Annotated in this window: 21 protein-coding genes and 3 tRNA genes; 9 read left to right on the top strand and 15 right to left on the bottom strand. The window is 55.5% G+C overall.

The window, feature by feature from the left end:
* Positions 1-7: 7 nt before the first annotated feature.
* From paaX to paaA, 12 genes are all read right to left on the bottom strand, one after another.
* On the bottom strand, positions 8-934 hold the full coding sequence (gene paaX / locus OGX90_RS13350; RefSeq protein ID WP_172111175.1) for a phenylacetic acid degradation operon negative regulatory protein PaaX: 927 nt from the start codon (positions 932-934) through the stop codon (positions 8-10).
* Between the two features lie 157 nt (positions 935-1,091).
* Positions 1,092-2,411 (bottom strand): phenylacetate--CoA ligase PaaK, encoded by a 1,320-nt coding sequence (gene paaK / locus OGX90_RS13355; protein WP_149608122.1) that lies wholly within the window; start codon positions 2,409-2,411, stop codon positions 1,092-1,094.
* Between the two features lie 28 nt (positions 2,412-2,439).
* Positions 2,440-3,645 (bottom strand): 3-oxoadipyl-CoA thiolase, encoded by a 1,206-nt coding sequence (gene pcaF, locus OGX90_RS13360; RefSeq protein WP_286624035.1) that lies wholly within the window; start codon positions 3,643-3,645, stop codon positions 2,440-2,442.
* Complete coding sequence (paaI, locus tag OGX90_RS13365; protein ID WP_103014550.1) at positions 3,645-4,067, bottom strand: hydroxyphenylacetyl-CoA thioesterase PaaI; 423 nt, start codon at positions 4,065-4,067, stop codon at positions 3,645-3,647. Before paaI ends, pcaF begins: the two co-directional genes overlap by 1 nt.
* Positions 4,060-5,478, bottom strand: coding sequence for a 3-hydroxyacyl-CoA dehydrogenase PaaH (gene paaH / locus OGX90_RS13370; RefSeq protein ID WP_103014549.1), 1,419 nt, complete (start codon positions 5,476-5,478; stop codon positions 4,060-4,062). Before paaH ends, paaI begins: the two co-directional genes overlap by 8 nt.
* A gap of 3 nt (positions 5,479-5,481) precedes the next feature.
* Positions 5,482-6,270, bottom strand: a complete 789-nt coding sequence (gene paaG / locus OGX90_RS13375) for a 2-(1,2-epoxy-1,2-dihydrophenyl)acetyl-CoA isomerase PaaG (RefSeq protein ID WP_286624040.1) — start codon at positions 6,268-6,270, stop codon at positions 5,482-5,484.
* Positions 6,271-6,272: 2 nt separating this feature from the next.
* The gene (paaF, locus tag OGX90_RS13380; RefSeq protein WP_057066432.1) at positions 6,273-7,040 is read right to left on the bottom strand and encodes a 2,3-dehydroadipyl-CoA hydratase PaaF; all 768 of its coding nucleotides are present in this window, start codon (positions 7,038-7,040) and stop codon (positions 6,273-6,275) included.
* Positions 7,037-8,107, bottom strand: a complete 1,071-nt coding sequence (gene paaE, locus OGX90_RS13385; RefSeq protein WP_057066431.1) for a 1,2-phenylacetyl-CoA epoxidase subunit PaaE — start codon at positions 8,105-8,107, stop codon at positions 7,037-7,039. Before paaE ends, paaF begins: the two co-directional genes overlap by 4 nt.
* Before the next feature lie 7 nt (positions 8,108-8,114).
* A complete protein-coding gene (gene paaD / locus OGX90_RS13390; protein WP_118262352.1) occupies positions 8,115-8,612 on the bottom strand; it encodes a 1,2-phenylacetyl-CoA epoxidase subunit PaaD in 498 nt (165 codons plus the stop codon).
* Positions 8,613-8,624: 12 nt separating this feature from the next.
* Complete coding sequence (gene paaC, locus OGX90_RS13395) at positions 8,625-9,380, bottom strand: 1,2-phenylacetyl-CoA epoxidase subunit PaaC (protein ID WP_071444752.1); 756 nt, start codon at positions 9,378-9,380, stop codon at positions 8,625-8,627.
* Between the two features lie 7 nt (positions 9,381-9,387).
* On the bottom strand, positions 9,388-9,675 hold the full coding sequence (paaB, locus tag OGX90_RS13400) for a 1,2-phenylacetyl-CoA epoxidase subunit PaaB (protein WP_032943000.1): 288 nt from the start codon (positions 9,673-9,675) through the stop codon (positions 9,388-9,390).
* A 10-nt stretch (positions 9,676-9,685) separates the two neighbouring features.
* Positions 9,686-10,615: a 1,2-phenylacetyl-CoA epoxidase subunit PaaA gene (gene paaA, locus OGX90_RS13405; protein WP_032942998.1), complete on the bottom strand. Its 930-nt coding sequence runs from the start codon at positions 10,613-10,615 to the stop codon at positions 9,686-9,688.
* A 285-nt stretch (positions 10,616-10,900) separates the two neighbouring features.
* On the opposite strand from paaA, the gene paaZ reads away from it, so the two are divergent.
* Entirely contained in the window at positions 10,901-12,946 is a 2,046-nt protein-coding gene (gene paaZ / locus OGX90_RS13410; RefSeq protein ID WP_286624046.1) for a phenylacetic acid degradation bifunctional protein PaaZ, read from the top strand.
* Positions 12,947-13,028: 82 nt separating this feature from the next.
* On the opposite strand, the gene OGX90_RS13415 is transcribed toward paaZ, so the two are convergent.
* Positions 13,029-13,104: transfer RNA gene (locus OGX90_RS13415), tRNA-Asn, on the bottom strand.
* Positions 13,105-13,264: 160 nt separating this feature from the next.
* On the opposite strand from OGX90_RS13415, the gene OGX90_RS13420 reads away from it, so the two are divergent.
* The 3 genes from OGX90_RS13420 to OGX90_RS13430 all read left to right on the top strand — a co-directional run bounded on the left by OGX90_RS13420 (position 13,265) and on the right by OGX90_RS13430 (position 15,482).
* On the top strand, positions 13,265-14,752 hold the full coding sequence (locus OGX90_RS13420) for an EmmdR/YeeO family multidrug/toxin efflux MATE transporter (protein ID WP_003846749.1): 1,488 nt from the start codon (positions 13,265-13,267) through the stop codon (positions 14,750-14,752).
* A gap of 99 nt (positions 14,753-14,851) precedes the next feature.
* Positions 14,852-14,927: transfer RNA gene (locus tag OGX90_RS13425), tRNA-Asn, on the top strand.
* A gap of 216 nt (positions 14,928-15,143) precedes the next feature.
* Positions 15,144-15,482: a hypothetical protein gene (locus OGX90_RS13430; RefSeq protein ID WP_032942992.1), complete on the top strand. Its 339-nt coding sequence runs from the start codon at positions 15,144-15,146 to the stop codon at positions 15,480-15,482.
* A 63-nt stretch (positions 15,483-15,545) separates the two neighbouring features.
* On the opposite strand, the gene cbl is transcribed toward OGX90_RS13430, so the two are convergent.
* Together cbl and nac are read right to left on the bottom strand one after the other, a co-directional pair.
* Positions 15,546-16,496, bottom strand: a complete 951-nt coding sequence (gene cbl / locus OGX90_RS13435; protein WP_020996493.1) for an HTH-type transcriptional regulator Cbl — start codon at positions 16,494-16,496, stop codon at positions 15,546-15,548.
* Positions 16,497-16,597: 101 nt separating this feature from the next.
* Positions 16,598-17,515 carry a nitrogen assimilation transcriptional regulator NAC gene (gene nac / locus OGX90_RS13440; protein WP_286624049.1) on the bottom strand — a complete coding sequence of 306 codons (918 nt, stop codon included), beginning with the start codon at positions 17,513-17,515 and terminating at the stop codon, positions 16,598-16,600.
* Between the two features lie 326 nt (positions 17,516-17,841).
* On the opposite strand from nac, the gene OGX90_RS13445 reads away from it, so the two are divergent.
* The 5 genes from OGX90_RS13445 (at position 17,842) to fecA (ending at position 23,419) form a co-directional block, all read left to right on the top strand.
* A tRNA-Asn gene (locus OGX90_RS13445) sits at positions 17,842-17,917 on the top strand.
* A gap of 346 nt (positions 17,918-18,263) precedes the next feature.
* Positions 18,264-19,247, top strand: a complete 984-nt coding sequence (locus tag OGX90_RS13455; protein WP_286624051.1) for an alpha/beta hydrolase — start codon at positions 18,264-18,266, stop codon at positions 19,245-19,247.
* 289 nt (positions 19,248-19,536) lie between these two features.
* On the top strand, positions 19,537-20,058 hold the full coding sequence (gene fecI, locus OGX90_RS13460; RefSeq protein ID WP_008784388.1) for a ferric citrate uptake sigma factor FecI: 522 nt from the start codon (positions 19,537-19,539) through the stop codon (positions 20,056-20,058).
* Positions 20,055-21,008, top strand: a complete 954-nt coding sequence (gene fecR, locus OGX90_RS13465) for a ferric citrate uptake sigma factor regulator FecR (RefSeq protein ID WP_286624053.1) — start codon at positions 20,055-20,057, stop codon at positions 21,006-21,008. Before fecI ends, fecR begins: the two co-directional genes overlap by 4 nt.
* Before the next feature lie 86 nt (positions 21,009-21,094).
* Positions 21,095-23,419: a TonB-dependent Fe(3+) dicitrate receptor FecA gene (gene fecA / locus OGX90_RS13470; protein ID WP_213753136.1), complete on the top strand. Its 2,325-nt coding sequence runs from the start codon at positions 21,095-21,097 to the stop codon at positions 23,417-23,419.
* Positions 23,420-23,482 lie beyond the last annotated feature (63 nt).

Raw genomic sequence — 23,482 nt, forward strand, 5'->3', positions numbered from 1 at the left:
TCTCCTGTTACACCTCGGCTAATCCGCCGAAGCGTTGATAATAGAGCGGACCCGGCGCGGGCAGTTCCCCCACCGAGCTCTCGCCTTTTTCGCTGACGAAAACCTGGGCGCCGGGCGCAACACGTTGATAAATATTAATGCACAGCTGACGCGCCGTCTGACCCAGCCAGTGAGCAGGCAACAATTCTTCCGGCAGCAGCGGATCTTTGAGCACAACCCGACGATAGAAGTGAATGAGCAACAGGCGGATCTGGAAGCAGCGCTCTGGCGTAAGTTCGTCCGGCCCGGCGTCACGCAGTAGCGGTAACAACGGACGGAACAGCATGATAAACGCCTCGTACATGGCATTTTGTTCGGTTAAGTGCCAGCACCCTTCTACCCGCTCACGCAGCGCAGCGCGGGAGAGTGCCAACGGCGAATGCGCCTCAAAAACGATGACGTTTTCCGCTACCCCAGCTTCATGAAGCAGCGACTGTACGTCCGCCAGCTTTTGCGATGGCGACGCCAGCAGACTCGGCGCCAGTACGCCAAAACCTTGCCATAACAGCTGCTTTTTAACTTCGGCCAGGGTATTTTTCTCCAGCCCCTCCGACAGCAGCAGCAGCCAGGTACCGTCCCACTCAGGGGCGCTGGCACGGTAGATTTTGCTCTCGGCGCGGCGCGTCAAGCGTAGCCCTTTATCACTCAGGCGGTAGAAACTGCGGCGGCCGATACGTACTACGTCCAGCCATTCTTCTTTATTAAGGCGAAACAGCGCGGTACGTACAAAACGCTCACCGAAGCCAAGCCCTTCCAGCAGCGCGGCAACGCTACCGAGCCAGACTTCTCCACCGCGTTGCGATAAACAGTCCCCGTAAAGCGAGGCGATAAGAGAGGTGCCGCTGACCGGCATTGCGGTTACCGCCTGCTGAATAAAACTATCGAGTTTTTCCATATGATTCATACTGTTGTCTTTTTTGTCCTTTTTGAATCATAGCACAGGATAATTTCCGCGATATGGCAGGAATTTGTAGGCCGGATAAGGCAACGCCGCCATCCGGTAACTTGTGCGCTCTCGCCTGATGGCGCTGCGCTTATCAGGCCTACGAGTCTTAACCGTTGGCGGCAACTTTGCGCAGGTCGAACACCCGGCACGCCTTTCCTTCTGAGCGCGGGATGCTGCCGCAGTTAACAATGCTTACGTCCGTTGAAATACCGACCATCGACTTAATACGATGACGCAAATGATGGCAAATCTGGCAGCGCTGCTCATGGCTTAGCACCAGGCTACTCTCTTTAAGCTCCACGCGTACCGAAAGCGAATCAAGATGTCCTCGGCGATCCACTTCCAACTGGTAATGCGGAGCCAGATGTTCAATCTTGAGGATCTCTTCTTCCACCTGCGATGGGAAGACGTTGACGCCGCGAATAATCAGCATATCGTCGCTGCGCCCGCTAATGCGATCCATACGACGCATCGTGCGCGCGGTACCCGGCAGCAGGCGCGTCAGGTCGCGGGTACGATAACGAATGACCGGTAGCGCTTCTTTCGTCAGCGTGGTGAACAGCAGTTCGCCGTGTTCGCCGTCGGCCAGTGGCGTACCGTCATCCGGATTGACCACTTCCGGGAAGAAATGATCCTCCCATATTGTCGGACCATCACCCGTTTCGATGCACTCCATCGCCACGCCCGGCCCCATCACTTCCGAGAGGCCATAAATATCCAGCGCCGTAATACCCAGGCGACGTTCGATCTCCGTCCGCATCCCCGTTGTCCACGGCTCTGCGCCAAAGACACCGGTACGCAGCGAACAACCCCGCGCGTCACCGCCCATCTGGCGCTCCAGCTCTTCAATCAGGTTCAGACAGTAGGATGGCGTGACCATAATCATGTCAGGTTTGAAATCGCGAATCAGCTGCGCCTGTTTCTCGGTTTGACCGCCGGACATCGGGATAACCGTTGCCCCCAGGCGTTCCGCGCCGTAGTGCGCGCCCAGTCCGCCGGTGAAAAGGCCATAGCCATAAGCGACGTGGATTTTATCTTTCGCGGTACCGCCTGCGGCACGCAGCGAGCGGGCGACGATGTTAGCCCAGGTATCGATATCATTTTGCGTATAGCCCACCACCGTCGGTTTACCCGTGGTGCCGGATGATGCATGGATACGCACCACCTGCTCCATCGGTACCGCGAAGGTGTCGAAGGGATAGTTGTCACGCAGGTCCTGCTTGGTGGTGCAGGGAAACTTGCTCAGATCGCTCAGCTCACGGAAATCATCCGGGTGAACCCCCGCCGCGTCGAACTTACGGCGGTACATCGGGACATTTTCATAGGCGTGTTTTAACGTCCATTTCAGGCGCTCGGTTTGCAAAGCCTGTAATTCGTCACGCGATGCGGTTTCAATCGGATCTAATTTTGTTGTTGTCGTTGTCATTTTGTAGGGCACTCGCAGGTCAATTAGCTCACACTCGCTCAAGGATCATGGCAATGCCCTGACCCACGCCAATACACATCGTACACAGCGCATAACGTCCATTGCGTCGTTCCAACTCCAGCGTTGCGGCCAGCGCTAACCGCACACCGCTCATCCCCAGCGGGTGACCTAAAGCGATAGCCCCCCCATTGGGATTCACGTGTTCTGCGTCATCTGCCAGTCCAAGCTGTCTCATCACACCCAACGCCTGGGCGGCAAAGGCTTCATTCAGCTCAATCACATCCATATCGTTGATATTCAGCCCGGCGCGCTCCAGCACTTTTCGTACCGCAGGAACTGGCCCAAGCCCCATAAACTTCGGCTCCACGCCCGCCGTCGCCATCGCGACAATGCGTGCACGCGGCGTTAGTCCCTGGGCCTTTACGTGTTGCTCGCTGGCTACGATCATTGCTGCCGCGCCGTCGTTCACCCCAGAGGCATTGCCTGCGGTAACCACGCCGTTCTTACGAAACGGTGTTTTCAGTTGTGCGAGTTGCTCCAGCGTGGTTTCTGCACGCGGATGTTCATCTTCACGTACTGCGCTAACTGCCCCTTTCTTGCCAATGATTTGTACCGGCACAATTTCCTGCGCCAGAATGCCGTCACGCTGGGCTTTCGCCGTGCGCTGCTGGCTGCGATACGCAAAGGCGTCCTGGTCCTCTCGGCTTATATTTAACAATTCAGCTACATTCTCCGCCGTTTCCGGCATGCTGTCAGTTCCGAATTGTTGCTGCATGAGCGGGTTCACAAAACGCCAGCCAATGGTGGTATCAAACATCTCGGCCTGACGCTGAAACGGCGCGGTGGCTTTGCCCATTACAAACGGCGCGCGTGACATTGACTCAACACCACCAGCGATCAGCAGGTCGGCATCACCGGCTTTGATCGTGCGAGCAGCGAAGCCGATTGCATCAAGCCCTGAGCCGCACAGACGGTTGATGGTCGTGCCGGCAACGCTGTGCGGATAACCCGCCAGCAGGGTCGCCATATGCGCCACGTTGCGGTTATCCTCGCCCGCCTGGTTGGCGCAACCGAAGATCACATCGTCAATAGCGCTGGGATCCAGGCGTGGGTTGCGGTTGAGTAATTCACGCAACGGGATGGCCGCCAGATCGTCGGCACGCACGCCTGCCAGCGCCCCGCCGTAGCGACCAATCGGGGTACGAATACCGTCACAAATAAATGCGTCACGCATTAGACTTCTCCTGTAATCGTGCCACCGATGCGGTGGGATTTGCCGCGAAACAGAGCCACGGTTTTGTGTTGCTGATTGACAATTTCAATGTCGTAAAGGCCAGTGAGTTTGCCTTGCTGCTTGACCCGCGCGGTGGCGGTCAGTTTGTCACCTGCAAAGGCCGGACGCAGAAAGTCGATACTGGCCGCTGAGGCTACTGCCGCCAGTCCCTGACTGTTGCAGGCGTAAGCAAAGGCAGTATCCGCCAGTGAAAACAGTTGCCCGCCGTGACAGGTCTGATGGCCATTCAGCTGCGACGGCGACACGGTCATAGTCATCTGCGAATAACCGTCGTCCATCTCAATAATTTCAATCCCCAGCGCCTGCGCGCAGGTGTCTTTCACATACATGGCGCGGGCGTTGCGCCAGGCTTCGTTACTCATGACGCATCTCCATCAGCGCTTTCTGGCGCAGCAGCGCACTCGGGCGATAGCGTTCTTCGCCGTAGTGCTGTTGTAGATTTTCCAGCAGACGAAGCACACGTCCCCAGCCGAGCGATTCGCCCCAGGCCAGCGGCCCGTGCGGGTAGTTGACCCCCAAGCGCATGGCGGCATCGATATCCTCGGCGCTGGCGACTCCTTTTTGCAGCGTATCCAGCGCTTCGTTCGCCAGCATCGCTACCGTGCGCCATACCAGCAGCCCTGGGTAGTCGGCAATACGCAGCACTTTTTTGCCCTGCTGCTGGAAGTAATACACCGCTTTGTCGGTGGCTGAAGCCGGGTTGGTTGGTGCGCTTGCCAGCACGACGGTGTCGCCCGCAGCATGGTCATACACCACCACCGGGCGCTGGTGCTGCACGCTTAAGGCCAGCGCGGTTTCACCGGTAGTTTCAAGGAGCAGCACATCATCCAGTTCAGTGACAACGTCACGCTTGATATTTTTTGCTGCATTTTCAGGCGCTACCGCTGCAACAGCCAGTTCAGGCGATACTTCAGCAGGCCAGCGATAGACGCCGTGGCCGCTCTTCTTTCCCAGACGCCCCGCCAGAGCGAGCTCCTGTTGCAGCAAAGACGGTAGAAAACGGCGGTCCTGCCAGAAGGCGTTAAACACCGAACAGGTCACGGCAAAGTTGACGTCCTGACCAATCAAGTCGGTCAGCGCCAGCGGTCCCATCGGGAAGCCGCCGCCATCACGCAGCGCCGCATCAATCACTTCCGCTGACGCAACCTGTTCTTCCAGCGCGCGCCAGGCTTCAGCGTAGTACGGACGTGCCACGCGGTTGACGATAAAACCCGGCGTTGAGCGGCAGCGCACCGGCTGCTTGCCCCAGGCGATTACGCACTGGCTAAGCAGCTCAACTACCTCAGTTGAGGTGGCAAGGCCGCTCACCACTTCCACCAGTTTCATCACCGGTGCAGGGTTAAAGAAATGCAGCCCCGCCACACGTTCCGGATGCTTCACTCCCGCCGCAATTGCGGTAATTGAGATCGACGAGGTATTACTGGTCAGCAGCGTTGACGGCAAACAGATCTCCGCCAACTGACTGAACAGCGCTTTTTTAATTTCCAGTTGCTCGGAAGCGGCTTCAATCACCAGTTGTGCATCGGCAAGCTGATTCAGTTCAGTCGCGGGGGCGATCCGTGCCAGTAATTCACTGGCCTGTTCCGCACTGATTTTTCCACGACCAACACGAACGTCGAGTCGCTGGCGAATACCCTCAATGGCGCGAGTAATCGCCTCAGTGGAAATGTCATACAGCAGGACCGAATGTCCGGCGCTGGCAGCCACTTCGGCAATGCCTGCCCCCATTGTTCCGCCGCCGATCACGGCAACGCGATGAAGAGTTTGCGTCATGGCTTATTTCCCGCTGAACTGTGGTGGGCGTTTGCCGAGAAAGGCGCTGACCCCTTCGCGATAGTCGTCGCTGCGACCGGCCATGCGCTGGTAGTCGCGCTCAAGCTCAAGCTGCTGATCCAGCGTGTTGGTTTCGGAAAGCTGCAAGGCTTTCTTAATCAGCCCCAGGCCATAGGTCGGCTGCGTCGCGAAATGGCTCGCCATGGTCAACGCGGTATCTTTCAACTCGGCATCGTCGACCACTTGCCAGATCATGCCCCACTGCGCGGCCTGTTCGGCGCTGAGGTTATCGCCAAGCATCAGCAAACCCACGGCGCGAGCGCGACCGGCTACGCGCGGCAGCACCCAGCTTCCGCCGCAGTCCGGCACCAGGCCGAGTTTGCTGAAGGCCATAACAAACTTCGCCGAGCGCGCGGCGAGGACGATGTCGCAGCCCAAGGCCAGTGTGGCACCGGCACCAGCGGCAACGCCGTTGACGGCACAGATAACCGGCTTCGGCAGCGCGGCTAAGCGGCGCACCAGCGGGTTGTAGAAGCGTTCCACCGACATGCCCAGATCCGGCGCGGGACCGCTCGGGTCAACGTTACGGTCGTTCAGATCCTGTCCGGCGCAAAATCCGCGTCCGGCGCCGGTGATCAGCAGACAACGAATGGTGTCGTCGCGCTCGGCCTGTTTCAGGCAGTCGGCGAGCTGCTGGTGCATCACGTCGTTAAAGCTGTTGAGTCGGTCCGGGCGGTTCAGGGTGATAGTCATCACGCCCTGCTCCACTTCGCTGAGAATAAATGCGTCCACGATTAGCGTCCTTTAAATTCCGGTGTGCGTTTTTCTAAAAAGGCGCTGACGCCTTCACGACGATCTTCGGTGCCGCTCAGCAGCGTAAACAGCTGACGTTCCTGCACCAGACCGGCCTGGAGACCCACTTCTTGCGCAGCGCGTAGAGACTGTTTTGCCGCCCGCAGCGCCAGCGGTGAGTGACGGGCGATGGTCGCCGCCAGCTTGAGCGCGTATTCATCGGAGAGGTTCGCCGGGTGAATGTCACTCACCAGCCCGACCCGTTGCGCTCGTTCTGCATCAATGCTTTCACCGCTCAGCACCATTCGGCTGGCCAGCGCTTTGCCAACACAACGGATAAGCCGCTGCGTACCGCCCGCCCCTGGCATGGTGCCGAGAGTAATCTCCGGCAGGCCGAAGCGGGCGTTATCCCCTGCAATCACCAGGTCGCACAGCAGCGCCAGCTCGCAGCCCGCGCCCAGCGCGTAACCGTTAACCACCGCGATCAGCGGCTTGTTGAAGGCATCAATACGTGCCCACAGGCGAGGACGAATATCGTCGAAAGTGGCGGGCAGATCTTTTTCCGCCATTTCGTTGAGATCGGCTCCGGCAGCGAAGTAGCGCGGGTTGCCGCTAATCACGCAAACGCTGATGCTGGCGTCCGCCGCCGCGCTTTCCAGCGCGTCAGCAATCTGCGTTAGCAGCGCATTGTTCAGGGCGTTACGCGCCTGCGGACGGTTCAGGGTCAGTTGCAGTACACGGTCGTGACGGGAAATCAGCAGTTCGCTCATGCCATCCCCCGCGCATCGAAGTCGACCACTACGTCACCGCTGGTTGGCAGCGCCTGGCAGCTCAGCACATAGCCCGCCGCCAGTTCTTCGGCTTCAAGGCTATAGTTGGCGGCCATCGCCACCTCACCGCTGACCACCTTGCATTTGCAGGTGGCGCACACGCCGCCTTTACAGGCGAACGGCAGGTCAGCGCCCTGGCGCAGCGCGGCGTCGAGAATGCTGTCATCTTCCGCATTCAGTGAAATCAGGCGATCGCGCCCATCCTGACGAAGGGTGACCGTGCGGCCTTCCGCCTGCACGCCGGTGGCGCGTTTCACGCTGGTCCCCGGCGTATTGAAACGCTCAAGGTGAATGGATTTTTCCGCTATGCCCAGTTCGCGCAGTGCCACTTCGGCTTCATCCATCATTGCCGATGGGCCACAGATAAAGGCGTCGTCAAAGCGGCTGAAATCGAGCAGTTTTTTGCCCAGCGCACGCAGTTTGTCGCCGTCAATACGACCCTGTAGCAGATCGCTGTCCATCGACTCCTGACTGAACAGGTGCACCACCTGTAAACGCTGCGGATAGCGGTCTTTCAGATCGGCCAGCGCCTGACGGAACATCATGCTGTGGCTGCTGCGGTTGCCGTAGATCAGCGTGAACTGGCTGGCCGGTTCGGTCGTCAGCGTCGCTTCAATAATCGCCATCATCGGCGTAATGCCGGACCCGGCGGCAATCGCCAGATATTCGGCTTCGCGCTCGGCCTGCGGCTGGTAGCCGAAGTGCCCTTGCGGCACCATCACCTCCAGCGCCATACCCTGCTGGATATCCTGCTGGGCATAGCGGGAGAAACGCCCACCGTCGATAGCTTTAACCGCGACGCTAATTTCCGACGGCGAGCGGCTGCGACAAATGGAGTAACACCGACGCAGCTCTTCTCCACCGAGGTGAGCTTTCAGCGTCAAATGCTGGCCCGGTCGGAAGGCGTAGTCATTACGCAGCGCGTCGGGAATGGTGAAAGTGATGGTCACCGCATCGCGCGTTTCCGCTTCGACGTTGGCCACGGTAAGCGAATGAAATGTTGTCATCGCAACCTCAGATGCATTTAAAGTAATCAAAGGGTTCACGGCAACTGTCGCAGCGATACAACGCTTTACAGGCCGTGGATCCGAATTCGCTAATCAGCGAGGTATGGGTGCTGGCGCAGCGCGGGCACTGTACGTCAGTTGGCATTTCGGCATGACAGGCGTGGGCCTGCGGCGGGCTGATACCATACTGGCGCAGGCGTTCGCGGGCGTCCGGGCTCATCCAGTCAGTGGTCCACGGTGGGTCAAGCTGCAAGACGATATGTACTGGCGTATAGCCGTGCTCCGCCATCATCATGCGAATTTCACCCAGTAGATGCTCGGTGGCCGGGCAGCCGGAGTACGTCGGCGTAAAGCCGATTACCCAGCCGTCGCCGCAGCGCTCAACGCTGCGTACCATGCCGAGATCGGTGATGGTCAGCACCGGCACTTCCGGATCGGGAATCGCACTTAACAGCCCCCACACGGTGTGCACCTCTGGCGGTGCGATCGCGGTAAGACGTTGCATAGCCACCTCCTGCTACCACTGCTGCCCAGGATACGCACGCTGCAAGTACTGCATCTCGGCCAACATCGGCCCGAGATGTTCGCTGTGTAGCCCCTGCTTACCGCCGTTGCGAAACGCCGCCTCTTGCGGAACCTGTAAACCAGAATCAATCAGCGCAGTGTGTACCGTCATTTGCCATTCGGTTTGCAGTTCGCGCGGATCGACGGCAATGCCCTGCCTGGCCAGAGCGATCTCCAGTTCGTCGGCAAGGAACAATTCGCCGGTGTAACGCCACAGATTGTCCACCGCCTTCTGCATCAGTTGCGCGGAGTAGTCAGTACCATTCCCCAGTCGTTCCAGCCAGCCGCGGCTGAAGCGCAGGTGATAACGCACTTCTTTCAGTCCTTTGGCAGCGATAGCCGCAATCTGCTTATCGCGGCTGTTAACCAAACGAGTGAACAGCGCCACATGCCAGACATCGATAAAGAACTGGCGAGCGATCGTGTCGGCAAAGTTGCCGTTAGGCTGTTCCACCAGCAACAGATTGCGGAACTGACGCTCGTCACGACCAAAAGCCAGTGTGTCTTCGTCGCCGCTACCCGCCAGTTCGGCGGCGTAGCTGAGGAAATTGCGCGCCTGCCCCAGCAGGTCGAGGCCGATATTAGCCAGCGCCAGATCAATCTCCAGCTCCGGCGCATGACCGCACCAGGCACCCAGACGCTGAGCCAGCACCAGGCCGTTATCGCCCAGACGCAGGGCATAGGTTGCAACGGGATTCAGGTTATTCATCGTTGCCTCACATATGTTCCATGCCGTCCGGCACGGTGTAGAACGTGGGATGGCGATAGACTTTGCTCTCCGCCGGGTCAAAGAATTCACCGCGTTCTTCCGGCTGTGACGCAACAATTTCGCTGGCTTTCACCACCCAGATGGAGCAGCCTTCGCTGCGGCGTGTATAGGCATCGCGTGCATTTTCCAGCGCCATCTGGTCATCGGCGGCATGCAGACTGCCAACGTGACGGTGTGATAACCCTTGTTTGCTGCGGACAAAAACTTCGTATAACGGCCAGTATGTTTTGCTCATGACTCTCTCCTTACGCCGCGTCGCGGGCCTGTTGCTTTTCGGCGTGCGCCAGTGCGGCCTCGCGCACCCATGCCCCTTCTTCCCAGGCCTTACGCTTTGCGCCCAGACGTTCGTGGTTGCAGACACCACGACCGTTGATGACCTCATTAAATTCCTGCCAGTCGATCTCACCGAATCGATATTTCCCCGTCGCTTCATCAAGCTGTAGGTCGGCGTCCGGCACGGTCATACCGAGGATTTCTACCTGCGGGACCGTGTTATCAACAAAGCGCTGACGCAGTTCGTCGTTGGAGTGCAGTTTGATTTTCCACGCCATGCTGCGGGCACTGTTCGGTGAGTTGTCGTCGTTCGGGCCAAACATCATCAACGCAGGCCACCAGAAACGGTTGATGGCGTCCTGCAGCATCTGACGCTGTTCCTCGCTACCAGTAGCCAGCGCCATACACGCTTCGAAGCCCTGACGCTGATGGAAGCTCTCTTCTTTGCAGATTTTGACCATCGCCCTGGCATACGGGCCGTAGGAGGTACGACACAGCGCCACCTGGTTAACAATCGCCGCGCCATCGACCAGCCAGCCGATCACACCGATATCCGCCCAGCTCAGGGTTGGGTAGTTGAAGATGGAGGAGTATTTCATCTGGCCGTCGAGCATCTTCTGGTACAGATCTTCACGCGCGCAGCCCAGTGTTTCCGCCGCGCTGTAGAGGTACAGACCGTGTCCGGCCTCGTCCTGTACTTTTGCGAGCAGAATGGCCTTACGCCGCAGCGTGGGTGCGCGGGTTATCCAGTTGCCTTCCGGCAACATGCCGACAATTTCCGAGTGCGCATGCTGGCCAATCTGGCGGATCAGCGTCTTACGGTATGCGTCCGGCATCCAGTCCTGCGGCTCGATGGCCGTTTCCTGCGCGATGCGCTGGTCAAAGCGTTGTTCTTCTGTCACGTCATCACCTTATGATTCCGATAATTTCAACAAATCAATATTTGTGAATCACTTTGTTTTATAAAAGTTACATCCTGGTTAAATAAAACCACAAATTTTGTTTACTGGTTTTGCGATGCTTGTCGCAAATGGTTTTTGTTTATCCATTAATAACAGATAGATAACCAATGAAGGCAAGGTGTTCGCGATCTCATTGTTAATAAATTATTAAAATCTCGCTTGCATTTTGTGATTCATAAAAGAACTATTTAAAGAGATATTACGGAACACATCTGGAGATTAACGATGCAGCAGTTAGCCAGTTATTTATCCGGTGCCTGGCAGACAGGCCGGGGCCGCACCCGCACCATCCACCACGCCCTTACCGGTGAAGCGCTTTGGGAAGTGACAAGCGTTGGACTGGATATGGCGCAGGCGCGCCGCTTTGCTATTGAGCACGGCGGCAAAGCGTTACAGGCAATGAGTTTTATTGAGCGCAGCGCGATGCTAAAAGCGGTGGCGAAGCATTTAATGGAACTGAAAGCCGATTTCTATGCCATATCCGCGCAAACCGGAGCAACGCGCGGTGACAGCTGGGTCGATATCGAAGGCGGCATTGGCACGCTTTTCACTTATGCCAGTCTCGGTGGCCGCGAGCTGCCGGACGATACGCTGTGGCCGGAAGACGAACTGATCCCGCTGTCCAAACAGGGCGGTTTTGCCGCACGCCACGTGCTGACCTCCAAATCCGGTGTTGCGGTGCATATCAACGCCTTTAACTTCCCCTGCTGGGGTATGCTAGAGAAGCTGGCGCCAACCTGGCTTGCCGGGATGCCAGCCATTATCAAACCTGCAACCGCCACCGCGCAGCTCACTCAGGCAATGGTGAAAGCGATTATCGACAGTGGCCTGGTACCGAACGGCGCAATTAGCCTTATCTGTGGCGGCGCGGGCGACCTGCTCGATCACCTCGACAGCCAGGATGTGGTGACCTTTACCGGTTCTGCTCATACCGGGCAGCAGTTGCGCGTGCACCCCAACCTGGTGGCTAAATCGGTTCCATTCACCATGGAAGCGGATTCACTCAACTGCTGCGTGCTGGGTGATGACGTCACCCCAGAACAGCCTGAGTTTGCACTGTTTGTACGTGAAGTAGTGCGCGAGATGACGACCAAAGCCGGGCAGAAATGTACCGCTATCCGCCGCATTATCGTGCCACAGGCGCAGGTGAAAGCGGTCAGCGAGGCGCTGATTACCCGTCTGCAAAAAGTGATAGTGGGCGATCCGGCGCAGGAAGGCGTGAAGATGGGGTCGCTGGTGAATAACGATCAGCGTCAGGACGTGCAGGATAATGTGAATCGTCTGGTTGAAGCCGGGTGTGAGGTGCTGCTGGGCGGAAAAGCAGATCTGAGCACGGCTGGGGCTTTCTTCCCCCCAACGCTGCTGTTTTGTCCGCAGCCGGATGAAATTGGCGCGGTACATGCAATTGAAGCCTTTGGTCCGGTCGCCACGCTGATGCCGTATCAAAATACCGGGCATGCCATGACGCTGGCGCGCGCCGGTGAAGGCAGTCTGGCAGGAACACTGGTGACGGCGAGCGGCGAACTGGCGCGAGAGTTTGTCCTCGGTGCGGCCCGTGCCCACGGGCGTATTCAGGTGCTGAACGAAGAGTCCTCGGCGGAATCGACCGGTCACGGCTCTCCGCTGCCACAGCTGGTCCATGGCGGGCCTGGACGTGCAGGCGGCGGTGAAGAGCTGGGTGGTCTGCGCGCGGTGAAACACTACATGCAACGCACCGCCATTCAGGGCAGCCCAACCATGCTCGCGGCGGTAAGCCAACAGTGGGTGCGTGGCGCTCGGGTAGAGGAAGATCGTATTCACCCGTTCCGTAAATACTTCGAAGAGATCCAGCCGGGCGACAGCCTGCTGACGCCACGTCGTACACTGACCGAAGCGGATATCGTTAACTTTGCCTGCCTCAGCGGTGACCACTTCTACGCCCATATGGACAAGATTGCAGCAGCCGATTCCATTTTCGGCGAGCGTGTGGTGCACGGTTACTTCCTGATTTCCGCCGCAGCCGGTCTGTTTGTTGACGCGGGCGTCGGTCCGGTGATTGCCAACTATGGCATGGAAAACCTGCGCTTTATCGAGCCGGTTAAGCCGGGCGACACTATCCAGGTGCGTTTAACCTGCAAACGCAAAACGGTGAAACGTCAGCGCAATGCCGAAGAAAAAGCGACCGGCGTGGTGGAGTGGTCGGTGGAGATCTTTAATCAGCACCAGCAGGCGGTGGCGCTGTATTCCATTCTGACGTTGGTTGCGCGTCAGCATGGGGATTTCCCGGCGTAAGATTCCGGCGTAGCTTCGCTCGATCAGGCTTGAAACATAAAGCAAAAAGCCTGCTTAGTTTCCTAAGCAGGCTTCTTAAATATGGCTCCTCTGACTGGACTCGAACCAGTGACATACGGATTAACAGTCCGCCGTTCTACCGACTGAACTACAGAGGAATCGTTGTGGAGGCTTATCTTAGCGGCGAAAAAAATTTTGTCAAACCCCATTTCCTCGAATGCGAATCAATTGATGCTTCTCTCGACAGTTTGTTGCATTTACAGACATTTTAAATAGAAAAAACTTTGCAGCTTTTTTGATTCTCCCTCATCATTTGAAATGAGGTTTCAACTTTCTTCGTTAAGGTCCACTTTGAACGTCTCCGCTGCCTTACGCCAGGTCGCTTCCCGCACGCCCTGGTATGCCAAACGCAAGAGTTATAAGGTTCTCTTTTGGCGCGAAATCACTCCGCTGGCTGTCCCCATTTTTCTGGAAAACACCTGTGTGCTATTGATGGGTGTTCTCAGTACCTTCCTGGTCAGCTGGTTGGGAAAAGAAGCGATGGCCGGTGTCGGACTCGCCGACAGCTTTAATATGGTCATCATGGCATTTTTCGCCGCCATCGATCTGGGCACCACCGTGGTTGTAGCATTTAGCCTCGGGAAACGAGATCGTCGACGGGCCAGAGCCGCGGCCAGACAATCACTGGTGATCATGACAATTTTTGCTACCGTTCTGGCAGCGGTCATTCACTATTTTGGTCAACAGATTATTGACGTTGTCGCAGGTGAAGCAACGCCAGACGTTAAAGCTTTGGCACTCACCTATCTGGAGCTGACGGTGCTCAGCTACCCGGCGGCAGCCATTGCGCTGATTGGCAGTGGCGCACTACGTGGAGCCGGAAATACAAAAATACCGTTGTTGATTAACGGCGGCATGAACATCCTGAATATCATCATCAGTAGCATCCTGATTTACGGGATCTTTTCCTGGCAAGGTCTGGGATTTGTGGGAGCAGGCCTGGGACTGACCATTTCGCGCTACATCGGGGCGATTGCCATCATCTGGGTACTGATGATTGGTTTTAACCCCGCGCTGCGAATCCCCTTCAAAAGCTATTTTAAGCCACTCAATCTCGCCATTATCTGGGAGGTGATGGGGATCGGCATTCCGGCAAGTATCGAGTCAGTGCTGTTCAATGGCGGTAAACTTTTGACGCAGATGTTTGTTTCAGGCATGGGAACCAGCGTTATCGCCGGGAACTTTATTGCATTTTCTATCGCCGCGCTTATCAACTTACCGGGGAATGCTTTAGGTTCCGCGTCGACAATCATTACCGGCAGGCGTCTGGGAAATGGCCAGATTGCCCAAGCTGAAATCCAGCTACGGCATGTATTCTGGCTGTCGACGATCGGCCTGACGGCAATTGCCTGGTTAACCGCTCCTTTCGCCGGGGTGATGGCCTCATTTTATACCCACGATCAGGATGTAAAAGAGGTCATAGTCATCCTGATTTGGCTCAACGCAGCATTTATGCCGATATGGGCAGCCTCCTGGGTATTACCAGCAGGCTTTAAAGGTGCGCGAGATGCACGTTTTGCTATGTGGGTATCGATGCTGGGCATGTGGGGCTGCCGCGTAGTCGCGGGTTACACCCTGGGTATCGTATTAGGATGGGGAGTTGTAGGCGTTTGGTTAGGTATGTTCTTCGACTGGGCCGTACGCGCCGCGTTATTTTACTGGCGTATGGTCACCGGCCGCTGGTTGTGGAAATACCCGCGCCCCGAACGCGAAAAGTGCATAAAACAACCGGTTGCGTCTGAATAAGCGGCGAAATGGGGAATATTTCAGCAAACGATCGCATTTATCCATTCAGGCTTTGACAACGCTGAGCGGCATCGCTAATATTCGCCTCGTTCAAACGATTCCTCTGTAGTTCAGTCGGTAGAACGGCGGACTGTTAATCCGTATGTCACTGGTTCGAGTCCAGTCAGAGGAGCCATATTTAAGAAGCCTGCTTAGGAAACTAAGCAGGCTTTTTGCTTTTCTGCGATCCTATTCGCCAGGTAGAGCGCTTCACTCCACACCAGTTTTTTCCATAGTGCCGACAGGAGAATGTCCGTCTGCTTATGCAAAATGTCTCTATGATCCAATTCGTTAACGTCATGGTTAAGTATCTTATCGTGCAACGACATCAGAATGAGACCCATACTTGCCCATGCCGATACTGCTGAAAGCAGCGCTAACCGCTTTATTAGTAATTCCACTGAGTACAATAGCCGGTGAGAAAGTCACGCTACGTTGCCCGGACAGAGGCTGGGCGGAGGTGACATTTCATCTGTTCCAGCACGTTAGCGTGCTGTGGGAAAACAATAGTTTTTATGTTTCCGATGCCCGGCGTAGTCAGAGTAATAAATTCTATACGTTTACCAATCGAGATGTTCTTTCGGTGAAGAATGGATTTCAGTTTATTTATGCGGATTCGGGCCGGGCGGTGTCTTGCTCGATATTGTCGCGGGTGCCGACGCAGGATCTGAGGCTGGAGACCTTGAGGTAACGCAGAGTTCTACCCGCCATTCGGTGACGTCAGAGAAGCCCGTTTACTCACGGGCTTTGGTAGTTAAATCTGATAATCAATCACCGCTTCATCTGGCTCCATCGCCTGGCGCTTAATTTCATCGACGGATAACCCTGCATTGCATAGCTCGATGAATCGCCAGACGTAGTTGCGCTGCAGCTGTCCGCGTTTAAGCCCCAGCCAAACGGTATTTGCATCAAACAAATGCCGGGTATCCAGACGGGTTAAGGTCCCCTCTTCCTGCTCGCCGCTGGATTGCTCTGCCACCAGCCCAATCCCCAACCCCAGCGACACGTAAGTTTTAATCACATCCGAGTCCTGGGCGCTGAGAATAATATCCGGTATCAGCCCTTTGCGAGCAAATGCTTCATCGATGCGGGAACGCCCTGTAATCCCCTGACGATAGGTAATTAACGGCCAGTGAGCAATAGACTCCAGCGTGAGCGGAGAGGCTTTCACTAATGGATGGTCATTAGGAACAAGCAGGCTGTGGTGCCAACGAAACCAGGGAAAAGCCACCAACAATGGATCGCTGCTCAGCCGCTCACTGGCAATTCCGATATCTGCCCCGCCATTTTGTAGCAGGACATCAATCTCCTGTGGCGTACCCTGAATAAGTTCCAGACGCACCTCAGGGAACAGCTCACGAAAAGCTTTTATCACCGCAGGCAAGCTATAGCGTGCCTGGGTATGCGTGGTGGCAATCGTCAGAACGCCGGACGTGTCATTGGTAAACAGATCCGCCAGTCGACGAACATTACTGGCCTCATTCAGAATACGCTCGGCAATAACCAGCAAGGCTTTACCCGGTTCGGTCATGCCCAACAGGCGTTTACCGCGACGGATAAAAATCTCGATACCAAGTTCATCTTCAAGTTCACGAATGTGTCGGCTGACGCCCGACTGCGAGGTGTACAGTATATTCGCGACCTCTGTCAGGTTGTAATCCTGACGGGCCGCCTCGCGGATTATTTTAAGTTGCTGGAAATTCACGTTTCGCTCCGGGCACATCAGACATTACGCTATTGTTAAAGTCTGATGCCCGGCATAACAAATAATAAAAACCTGCATCTTATTCCTTGCGGGAATAAGGTTTAGCTGACCAGCTGCAGCTCGCGATTTTCCAGCGCCGGACGGCTGACCAGCGACAACAGGATCTCCTTCACGGCCTGCGCCTGGGGCGATAAGCTCCCTCTGGCGGATACGTTCAACGATAATGGCAGATTCATCGACGGTGTTGTGATGCGCGCCATCCAGCCGTTAGCCGCATTGCATAATGAACGGGCGGCCGACTCAGGCAACACTGTGACACCCATACCACTGGCAATGGCGGCCGTTAGGGTGGAGATAGACTCAATTTCGCCAATCACTTTAGCCGTTAAGCGACGTAGCGAAAAAGCTTCATCCACGCGCAGGCGAACCGCGCTGTAATCCCGTGGCAAGAACAAATTCATCTGCGCCACTGCGGCTAAATCGACGCTTTGGCCAGGACAGTCACGCGTGCCGACCAGGTACAGATCCTCTTTAAGCAACGGTTGACTGCTGATGCCCGCCACAGGAGAACGCTCATAGAGCACTGCCATATCTAATTGCCCGCTGAGCAGCTTGTCATTCAGCACTGCCCCACTGTTTTCATGCAAATAGACCAGCACATCAGGCAGTTCGGCACGTAGCGTCTGTAATAACGGCATGGTAATGGATGACGCGACTGTCCCCGGCGCAAGGCCGATAGAGACATGTCCACTCAAGGTCTGGCCCACGTTATTAACCGCAAGTTGCGCCTGTTCGCACTGACGTAAAATCGTCCGGGCGTGGGTATATAGCACTTTTCCTGCTTCCGTCGGCGTGACGCCACGCTTGGTACGAATCAGCAATTGCTGATCCAGCTCACCTTCCAGCGTAGCGACCTGCTGGCTCAGCGCGGGTTGCGCAATGTGCAACACTTCCGCTGCCTGGGTCAGGCTACCAATATCGACGATTTTCACGAAATATTTCAGTCGTCTGAAGTTCATTTTGCCTCCTGTCGGAATACCAGAACCCGTGCTGGCAGTCATTAAATTCAGGATTGCAAGATGCTTGCCACTTTCGTCTAAAACGGTGTTTTACGGTTAAAGCCGCGTAAAGTCAGGAGTAAAAGCGAAGGAAGATCATTCTGCACACCTAAGTATCTCATTCAGGCTGCCCTGGAAGAGGTAGACACGCACCAGAATGGGGCAAAAGCATAAAAAGACGGAAAGATCGCCGCTTTGCTGATTTTGTCAGCAAACGAACACACAAATGTATTTACCCCTTTGACAAGCCTCACCACCCTCGCTAATATGCGCCTCGTTCAAACGATTCCTCTGTAGTTCAGTCGGTAGAACGGCGGACTGTTAATCCGTATGTCACTGGTTCGAGTCCAGTCAGAGGAGCCATATTTAAGAAGCCTGCTTAGGAAACTAAGCAGGCTTTTTGCTTTTATGCCATTGCTCATTGCGCATATCAAAACCTCAACTTAGTCTGGCCAACACTTCATTCATAATAGCCGCAGGTATTTGTTCCAGACGCTTGCCGTTCCAGGCTTCCATATCAATAGACCGGAACAACAATGAGTTGAGATGTCCACTCTTCGCTCACAGTAGACTTTAAACTCACCCAGTACCTTCGCTCTGTGCCCAGAAGCGGCGTTTTCTATCACCGCTGATATATTAATCAATGTAGAGCAGGCCATATTTATAATATAAATTGACGGGTACGCTGAATTTTACAGGAACATCTCCAATGAATATTGCCGCCTCAATTGCCCTTTTGGGCGCTTGCCCATTTGTGAGTCTGGCGGCAGTACCGGTGACCTTTTCCGAAACTGCCCTGGATGCCGCAGGGCCAAAAGGCCCTTTGAAAGGCACGTTACTCACCCCGAATTCAAAACCAACAGCCGTTGTTCTTATCGTTCCTGGCTCCGGGCCAACCGATCGGGATGGAAACAACCCGCTTGGTGTGAATGCATCGCCTTACCGACTTCTTGCTGAAGGCCTGGCTGCCAAAGGTTTTGCGACGCTTCGTATCGACAAACGTGGAATGTTCGCTAGCGCAATGGCCGTAAACGATGCCAATGCGGTGACGATTGCTGACTATGTTGACGACATTCGATCCTGGGTAGACGTGCTTCGACGTCACATGCACACTCCCTGTGTTTGGGTTTTAGGACACAGCGAAGGGGGTGTAGTCGCACTTGCCTCGGCTCAAGAAGAGAATGTGTGCGGTGTGGTTCTTATCGCAACGCCTGGGAGGCCGATGGGCGAGGTGTTGAGGGGGCAACTTAACGCTAATCCGGAAAATGAAATTCTATTAAAGCAGGCGCTGCCGATAATTGATGCTCTGGAGCATCGGCGGCGAGTCGATATTACGAATATTCACCCAGCACTGCAAAGTATCTTTAATCCTGCTGTTCAGGGGTTTTTGATCAATGCGTTTTCATATAATCCGGGTCATCTCATTTCGAGTATTTCCAAACCCGTGTTAGTGCTACAAGGGCAACGCGATCTCCAGGTGGAAGAAACGGATGCAAGACTGCTTAAGGCCGCGAATCCTCAAGCGTCCCTGGTTATACTGCCCAATATGAACCATGTTATGAAAGAGGTGACTTCGGACGATCGCAAAGCGAATATCGCGACATACGCTGAACCCGCGCTCCCCTTAGCTCCCGGTTTAATCGACTCGATTGAGCATTTCCTGATCCGCAACTCACCTTTTCCAGAAAAGTAACAGCTGCTCTGCTCTCGGTGTCCTCCCAATACGGTTTACTTTTAAAGAGTTCAGCATGCTTTAAAGCATTCGTCTGCTCCATGCTCACAGCAGACATGGTCAGATGTCATTCCAACCGTCACATGCCAGAAGCAGACTCCCCTTCCCCATCCGATATCCACCTCATAACATTTTTATAAATAACAACGCATTAAGAAGTTCAACGTAATACAATTATATTTATAATTGTAATGATAACCATTCTCATATTACTATAATCGCGTGATAATTAACTTTTGATACATTCCACATGTCTGACCACGCCACTACCACTGCTTCCTTTACGCTCGAGTCGCTTTATGGCGCACATCACGGCTGGTTGAAAAGCTGGCTGACGCGCAAACTCCAGTCCGCCTTTGATGCAGATGACATTGCCCAGGACACTTTTCTACGGGTAATGGGCAGCGACTCGCTCTCGACGATCCGCGATCCGCGCTCCTTTCTGTGCACTCTCGCCAAACGGGTGATGGTCGACCTGTTTCGCCGAAACGCGCTGGAAAAAGCCTATCTGGAGATGTTGGCGCTTATGCCGGAGGCGCTCGCGCCTTCCCCCGAGGAACGCGAGAGCCAGCTCGAAACCCTGCAACTCATCGACAGCATGCTTGACGGGCTGAACGGAAAAACACGAGAGGCGTTTCTGCTTTCGCAACTGGATGGTCTGACATACAGCGAGATCGCGCTGAAGCTCGGTATCTCCGTCAGCTCGGTGAAAAAGTATATGGCAAAGGCTATCGAACATTGTCTGCTGTTTCGTCTGGAGCACGGTCTGTGAACGCTTCTATCACCGATTCTCGCCGCCAGGCATTGCGCTCGGCATCGCACTGGTATGCTGTATTGAGCGGCGAGCGTGTCAGCCCACAGCAAGAAGCGCGCTGGCAACAATGGTACGAAGAGGACAAAGATCATCAGTGGGCCTGGCAACAGGTTGAAAACCTGCGCAGCCAGCTCAGCCGCGTACCGGGCGATGTTGCCAGCCGGGCGCTGCACGATACGCGCCTTACCCGTCGTCATGTCATGAAAGGGTTACTGCTGCTGCTCGGCGTGGGCGGCGGCTGGCAGCTCTGGCAGTCTGAAGCCGGTGAAGGTCTGCGCGCGGATTACCGCACCGCCAAAGGCGCGGTCAGCCATCAGCGGCTGGAAGATGGCTCGCTGCTGACGCTCAACACACAAAGCGCCGCGGACGTTCGTTTTGATACGCGTCAACGAGTTGTCCATCTCTGGTACGGAGAAATTGCTATTACTACCGCAAAAGACGCGCAGCAGAGACCTTTCCGCGTTGTGACCCGTCAGGGCCAGCTCACCGCATTAGGCACAGAATTTACCGTCTACCAGCAGGACAACGTCACACGCGTTGTCGTTCAACAACACGCTGTTGAAGTCTTACTGGCAAATCGTCCGCAGGAAAAACGCATCGTCAGCGCTGGCGAGAGCCTGCAGTTTAGCGCGTCTGAATTTGGTGCAATAGCCTCAGCGGATGATGAAAGCGCCACCTGGACGCAGGGCATTCTGAGCTTCAGCGATAAACCTTTGAGTGAAGTGATTGCCACGCTGAGCCGTTATCGCAACGGCGTGCTGCGCTGCGATCCGGCTGTAGCCGGGTTACGCCTGAGTGGCACTTTCCCGCTGAAAAATACTGATGCAATCCTGGATGTTATTGCCAAGACTCTTCCAGTTAAAATTCAGTCAGTTACGCGATACTGGGTAAATATTTCCGCACTGTAAGAAAAATAATTCTCATTTCGATTGTCCTTTTTCCCCTTCTCATTCGACTCATAGATGAACACAACAAAAATGATGATGGAGAAGGTATGACGCCTTTACGCGTTTTTCGCAAAACAACACCTTTGGTTAACGCCGTTCGCCTGAGCCTGCTGCCGCTGGCCGGCCTGTCGTTATCCGCCTTCGCAGCGCAGGTTGATATTGCACCGGGTTCGCTCGACAAAGCCCTTAATCAGTATGCCGCGCTCAGCGGAATTACCCTGTCGGTTGACGCCAGCCTGACGCGCGGCAAACAGAGTAACGGTCTTCACGGTGACTACGACGTCGAAACCGGCCTGCAACACCTGCTGAACGGTAGTGGCCTGCAGGTGAAACCGCTGGGTAATAACAGCTGGACGCTGGAGCCCGCACCAACACCGCAAGAAGATGCCCTGACCGTGGTGGGCGACTGGCTGGGGGATGCGCGCGAAAACGACGTATTCGAGCATGCCGGCGCACGTGACGTTATCCGCCGTGAGGATTTTGCCAAAACCGGCGCAACATCCATGCGCGAGGTACTGAACCGCATTCCTGGCGTTACCGCCCCAGAAAACAACGGCACCGGTAGCCACGATCTGGCAATGAACTTTGGTATTCGCGGCCTGAATCCGCGCCTGGCCAGCCGTTCAACGGTGCTGATGGACGGTATTCCCGTGCCGTTTGCCCCTTACGGCCAGCCGCAGCTTTCACTGGCGCCCGTCTCACTCGGAAATATGGACGCCATCGACGTGGTTCGCGGCGGTGGCGCGGTGCGTTACGGGCCACAGAGCGTGGGCGGTGTGGTGAACTTTGTTACCCGCGCTATTCCGCAAGACTTCGGCATCGAAGCCGGCGTGGAAGGCCAGCTCAGCCCAACATCTTCACAAAATAACCCAAAAGAAACACACAACCTGATGGTGGGTGGCACGGCGGATAACGGTTTTGGTACCGCCCTGCTTTACTCCGGTACACGTGGAAGCGACTGGCGCGAACACAGCGCGACCCGCATCGACGACCTGATGCTGAAAAGCAAATATGCGCCAAACGAAGTGCATACCTTCAACAGTCTGTTGCAATACTACGACGGTGAAGCCGACATGCCCGGCGGCCTGTCTCGCGCGGATTACGATGCCGACCGCTGGCAATCCACGCGCCCTTACGATCGCTTCTGGGGGCGCCGCAAGCTGGCAAGCCTCGGCTATCAGTTCCAGCCGGACAGCCAACATAAATTCAATATTCAGGGCTTCTACACTGAAACCCTGCGCAGCGGCTACCTGGAACAGGGAAAACGCCTCACCCTTTCACCGCGTAACTACTGGGTACGCGGCATTGAACCACGCTACAGTCAGAGCTTTATGGTGGGTCCTTCCGCGCACGAAGTGGGCGTGGGATACCGTTATGTGAGCGAGTCGACGCATGAAATGCGTTACTACACGGCCACCAGCAGCGGACAACTGCCGTCCAGCGCCAGCCCTTACGATCGCGACACTCGTTCGGGCACCGAAGCGCACGCCTGGTATCTGGATGACAAAATCGACATTGGCAACTGGACTATCACACCGGGTATGCGCTTTGAACATATCGAGTCATACCAGAACAACGCCATCAAAGGCACACATGAGGAAGTAAGCTACAACGCCCCACTTCCGGCGCTAAACGTACTTTATCACCTGACTGATAGCTGGAATCTTTATGCAAACACTGAAGGCTCATTCGGCACCGTACAGTACAGCCAAATTGGCAAGGCTGTGCAAAGCGGCAATGTGGAACCGGAAAAAGCGCGAACCTGGGAGCTCGGAACCCGATACGACGATGGCGCGCTGACGGCGGAAATGGGGCTGTTCCTGATTAACTTTAATAATCAGTACGATTCCAACCAAACCAACGACACCGTTACTGCACGCGGTAAAACGCGTCATACCGGACTGGAAACTCAGACTCGCTATGATCTCGGCACATTGACGCCAACGCTCGACAACGTTTCAGTCTACGCAAGCTATGCGTATGTGAACGCTGAGATTCGCGAGAAAGGCGATACCTATGGCAATCAGGTGCCCTTCTCACCAAAACACAAAGGCACGTTGGGCGTGGACTATAAGCCGGGCAACTGGACCTTCAACCTGAATAGCGATTTCCAGTCCAGCCAGTTTGCGGATAACGCCAACACCGTTAAAGAGAGCGCTGATGGCAGTACCGGTCGCATCCCTGGCTTTATGCTCTGGGGCGCACGCGTAGCCTATGACTTCGGCCCGCAGATGGCAGACCTGAACCTGGCGTTCGGTGTGAAAAATATCTTCGACCAAGAGTATTTCACCCGCTCTTACGACGACAACAACAAAGGCATCTACGCAGGCCAGCCGCGCACGCTGTATATGCAGGGTTCGTTGAAGTTCTAAACCCCCGTTTACCCGGCCTGCATGCTGTTTTTGTAGGTCGGGCAAACGAAACGCCACCCGACG

The sequence above is a fragment of the Citrobacter sp. Cpo012 genome (genome assembly GCF_030333015.1).
GTDB classification, from domain to species: Bacteria; Pseudomonadota; Gammaproteobacteria; order Enterobacterales; family Enterobacteriaceae; genus Citrobacter; species Citrobacter portucalensis.